This is a genomic window from Trichococcus patagoniensis, from assembly GCF_003051085.1.
Lineage (GTDB): Bacteria > Bacillota > Bacilli > Lactobacillales > Aerococcaceae > Trichococcus > Trichococcus patagoniensis.
In genome coordinates, this window is record NZ_QAOM01000037.1 from 1 (window position 1) to 4,672 (window position 4,672).

Below are 4,672 nucleotides of genomic sequence, written 5' to 3' on the forward strand. Positions count from 1 at the left end.
ATCATGCCGGCGTGGCGGAATTGGCAGACGCGCTGGACTCAAAATCCAGTGCCCGCAAGGGCGTGCCGGTTCGACCCCGGCCGCCGGTATCACACAAAAAACAAGTCCAGAGAGATGATTTCATCTTTCTGGGCTTGTTTTTTACGTTTGTATTTACCGACCTCGGCGCTCACCCCCTTTAGGGGTGGGATGATAAGAGTTTTTCCTTTGCATTAATAAACATATGTTCGTATGATAAGAGGTGTCTAAAGCAATGGTCCAACAGGCAATCCGTGAAGAAAAATTCCCTCGGGTCACTTCAAAGCACATCTAATCGGACATCCCTACGGCTAATAGGAAAAAGCAAAGTGACCCTGCACAGTTGGGCCTTCTACGAATTGGCCTCCTTTATCGCATACAAAGCCCGTGAAATCGGGATAAAAGTGGTCTACATCAAACCCGAATATACGTCCCAGACTTGCCCATCATTCGGGGATCTAAACAAGGTGAAGGACCGCAACTATTATTACGGCTGCGGGTATCATGACCATCACTACAGAATCGGCGCCCGTGGGTCTTTACGACTTGCCACGGCAGGGGTGATGGGCCCCCTAAACTTGAGGCCTGAAGAAAACAGAAATGGCCTGCGTTCGGCAAGGTATTCAAGAATACCACTACTTTAGTGGTGAGCGTTTAAAGTATCTGCAAGGTTTGCATGAAGCAATCACGAAGGCAAAAGGATAAAATTCCTTAATGCAAGAAAGTGAGAGTGGCATATGTTAGCGAATATGGAACACGAAATTTACAGACAGATTGCAGAAACAAAATTGTTGCCTCTTTACACTGCTACGGATCTTTCCTGTTTGGATCGATTAGAAGAGATTCTGGTCAAGAACGAGGTACGGTTCATTGAAGTGACGTTCCGAAGCAACTTAGCCTTGGATGCTATCAAGAAATTGGCTCAGTCAGGCGAGCTGATTGTTGGTGCAGGTACGGTTAGGACATTGAAAGAAGCGAAAGATGCGGTTGGAAATGGCGCGAAGTTTATTGTTTCGCCAGCGCTCGTTCCGGATGTAATCGAATACTGTATCAAGCATGATATCCCTGTTTTTCCTGGGACGGCGACGCCTGGCGATATTCAACGCGCTACGGAGTATGGCATCAAAGTAGTGAAATTTTTCCCCGCAGATATCTATGGTGGGTTAAAAGCGATCAACGCCTTGAGCGGTCCTTTCTATGATGTCAAGTTCTTGCCGACTGGCGGGATCAACGAAGAAAACTTTATGGAATATGTTCAAAATGACCACATAGTAGCGGTGGGCGGTTCGTTTATCATTTCTGAATCGGTCATCCAAAAAGATGATGGCGAAACAGCGGATAAAATATTGAAGACATTGGTGGATAAGATCAGAGCCTAGAAAGTATCAAATGGTTTTTTATGAAATGATAATTTGCCAATCATACTAAAAATAGTGGAGTAACAACACGTGGGTGTTGTTGCTCCACTTTTTTTTAGGGCTTGAGTTGAGTGAATGATTGCAGCCAGTACTCGTCTTGATGGCAACGGAGTGGTTCTATCCCACTAAAAAAATAAACATTTCCCAGTTGACAATTATGAGAAAAGGATTATAATTGGTTGAAATTAAACTAATAAAATCTGTGATGAGAAGTAGTAGCCAGTGGCGTTTAGTCAAAGCGAGTTTGGGGCAGTGAAAGCCAAGCACTGTAGCTGTTGGTGAATGGATCTCTGAGACGTGATGCGAAAATGACAGTAGCAAAAACCGGGAGTCCGCCGTTAAAAGGACGGGGTATCGAGTAACATCCGTACCCGCAGAGCGAGTTTTGTACTGAGGTGGCAAACGAATGGAAACATTTCGTCCTTTTGAGGAGGAAGTGTTTTTTTGATTCTGTAGTATTAGCGCGAGAACAATGCATAGCCGTTTTTTTTGGTGACGTATTGGGGGGCCTTGATTCCATAAGGGAGGCAAGGAGCGCAAAGAACAACAGAGTGGATCGTGAGTCAACAGTAGAGAACTAATATGGGTGGCACCGCGGCTACATCGTCCCATTATAGGGGAGGGTGTGGCTTTTTTTTGTACCCAAAATTCCCTGAAGGAAGCAGAAACAGCAAAAAAATCTCATTAGGGGTGAATGGAATGTTCAATCTGACAGCAACAGAATTTGCAGCATCAAAAAAACATAGTAAGGTGTTTCCGCTATACTTGACGGTCAATGCGGATCAATTGACGCCCATCGGCATGTATTATAATCTCCAAGGGGAGCATAAATTCTTGTTTGAGAGCGTCTTTTCCGAGCGAGAAATCGGGAGATACTCCTTTCTGGGATCGAATCCTTATAAGAGCATCACGAGTATGGGCGAAGACGTGACGATCATCACCGATGGACAAGCCGTGCACAAAAAAGGCAAGGTGCTCGATTTCGTAAAAGAGCATGTAGCGATTCCCTACCTTGAGACCGATATCCCGTTGCCGTTTGTCGGCGGCGCAATCGGCTATGTCGGCTATGATGTCATCCGACAATACGAAAAGCTGCCGAATGTGAACCCGGATGAACTGCAGGCGCCTGAAGCCTACTTGCTGTTCTACAAGCAATTCATCAGTTACGATCACTACCAGCACAAAATGACGCTCGTCCATAATGTCTTTCCGGAGGATACGGAGGATTATGAAACAATCACCGCCAATCTGGAAAAATTAGCCGAAACGATGAACCAAACGAACGGCATCCGACCTTTCCAAGAGGTGAATCCGAATCAAGAGGTTTCCTCAAACGTCAGCGAAGCGGAATTTTGTACAATCGTCGAGAAGGCGAAAGAATACATCAAAGCCGGCGACATCTTTCAGGTTGTCCTCTCACAGCGTTTGACCATCAAGTCGGAATCCGAACCGTTCGACATCTACAGAAGATTGCGCACAAAGAATCCATCGCCTTATCTTTTCTATATCGATCTGGGCGATTTCCAGGTGGTCGGATCCTCCCCGGAAAGTCTGGTCACCGTTCAGGACGGTGAAGTCATGACGAACCCGATAGCCGGAACGCGCAGAAGAGGAAAGAATGAAGAGGAAGACAATGAGCTGAAGAAAGAGCTGCTTGCGGACGAGAAGGAACGGGCAGAACATGTGATGCTTGTGGACTTGGGCCGGAACGATATCGGACGGATCAGCGAATTTGGCAGCGTCAAGCTGGATAAATTCATGGAAGTGGATATCTACTCCCATGTGATGCATATCGTTTCGAAAGTGACCGGCAAGTTGAAACCGGGCCTGACCTGCTTTGAGGCCTTGAGCGCTTGCCTGCCTGTAGGGACCGTTTCCGGTGCTCCGAAAATACGGGCGATGGGCATCATCGATGAATTGGAAAGAACGAAGCGAGGCATCTATGCCGGTGCGGTCGGCTATTTCTCCTATAATGGCAACATGGACACGTGCATTGCGATCCGGACAATCATTCTGAAGGATGGTTTCGCTTATGTCCAAGCCGGTGCAGGGATTGTGCATGATTCGGTCCCGGAATCGGAATATACCGAGACACTGAACAAAGCTATGGCCTTGAAGGAGGTAATCTGAATGATTTTATTGATTGATAATTATGATTCCTTTACGTATAACCTCTACCAATACATCGGAGAGATCAATCCGGATGTACTGGTGGTTCGGAATGATGCTATAACATTGGACGAGATGAAGGCAATGGATCTGGACTGCATCATCCTTTCCCCAGGGCCGGGCGTGCCGGAAGATGCCGGGATTTGCGTCGATGTGGTCAGGGAATTTGCCGGGAAAGTGCCCTTGCTTGGGATCTGTCTCGGACACCAAGCCATCGGGTATGCCTATGGCGGGAATGTCATCCGTGCAGAAACGCTGAAGCACGGCAAAACTTCTATGGTGACGCATAATGGCGATCCTCTTTTCCAAGGGATCACTTCCCCTTTCGAGGTCATGCGCTACCATTCGCTGGTAGTCGAAGAAAAGAGCCTTCCCGATGAACTTGAAATACTTTCCAAAAGTGTGGATGATGGCGTCATCATGGCGATGAAGCATAAACAGCATGCCGTTTACGGCCTGCAGTTCCATCCCGAATCCATCTTCACCAAAGATGGTCAGAAGCTTATTCGGAACTTCTTGGAAAATATCGCCAACAAAGCAGGACAGCCACAGCAAGTGGAATGATCCAAATAGGTATGGGTGAGCGGGACAAATCCATCAGAACTTCCGGATGCGAAAGTCGAAAGCTTTTGTTGAAAGACGGCGGGTTTGGACCGCTGACGCGCATGCCGGATGGAGAACAATTATAACGTTCCCTAGGGCTGTGTCGAAAGACTTTAAAAAAAACCAAAAAATCGTTGACAGCATTCGGCTGCGATGATAGTATATAGAAGTTGTCCGCCAGAATCGGATTTGAAATGATTTGAAAAAATTGTTGACAGACGATTTAGAGCGTGATATTATATAAAAGTTGCTGATCCAAGCATCTGCAAGCCGATATTGCTTCTGAAAAACTTTCAGAAAAGGCTTGACGGAGAGCCGGAGCCGTGATATTATAAATAAGCAATCACGTAGCACGTGATACACGATTGGCCTTTGAAAACTGAATAAAGAATGAACGAACCAAATGTGCAAGGAGCTTAGACTTCGGTCGAAGCAAACGAAGACGATACTTTGTATCGCAAACA

At 46.5% G+C, this 4,672-nt stretch carries 4 protein-coding genes and 1 tRNA gene; all 5 read left to right on the plus strand.

Annotated elements, in window-relative coordinates:
* Positions 1 to 5 precede the first annotated feature (5 nt).
* The 5 genes from C8U37_RS14215 (at position 6) to C8U37_RS14240 (ending at position 4,169) form a co-directional block, all read left to right on the plus strand.
* Positions 6 to 89 (plus strand) — tRNA-Leu (locus C8U37_RS14215).
* A 258-nt stretch (positions 90 to 347) separates the two neighbouring features.
* A complete protein-coding gene (locus tag C8U37_RS14220; protein WP_146161841.1) occupies positions 348 to 662 on the plus strand; it encodes a zinc ribbon domain-containing protein in 315 nt (104 codons plus the stop codon).
* A gap of 93 nt (positions 663 to 755) precedes the next feature.
* Positions 756 to 1,397 (plus strand): bifunctional 4-hydroxy-2-oxoglutarate aldolase/2-dehydro-3-deoxy-phosphogluconate aldolase, encoded by a 642-nt coding sequence (locus C8U37_RS14225; RefSeq protein ID WP_108033862.1) that lies wholly within the window; start codon positions 756 to 758, stop codon positions 1,395 to 1,397.
* Positions 1,398 to 2,135: 738 nt separating this feature from the next.
* The gene (trpE, locus tag C8U37_RS14235; protein ID WP_108033864.1) at positions 2,136 to 3,566 is read left to right on the plus strand and encodes an anthranilate synthase component I; all 1,431 of its coding nucleotides are present in this window, start codon (positions 2,136 to 2,138) and stop codon (positions 3,564 to 3,566) included.
* Complete coding sequence (locus C8U37_RS14240; protein WP_108033863.1) at positions 3,567 to 4,169, plus strand: anthranilate synthase component II; 603 nt, start codon at positions 3,567 to 3,569, stop codon at positions 4,167 to 4,169.
* Positions 4,170 to 4,672 lie beyond the last annotated feature (503 nt).

Bases quoted from the DNA above. Each gene is read 5' to 3' on its own strand.
- trpE (WP_108033864.1), top strand. From the start codon at position 2,136: ATGTTCAATCTGACAGCAACAGAATTTGCAGCATCAAAAAAACATAGT.
- C8U37_RS14240 (WP_108033863.1), top strand. From the start codon at position 3,567: ATGATTTTATTGATTGATAATTATGATTCCTTTACGTATAACCTCTAC.
- C8U37_RS14225 (WP_108033862.1), top strand. From the start codon at position 756: ATGTTAGCGAATATGGAACACGAAATTTACAGACAGATTGCAGAAACA.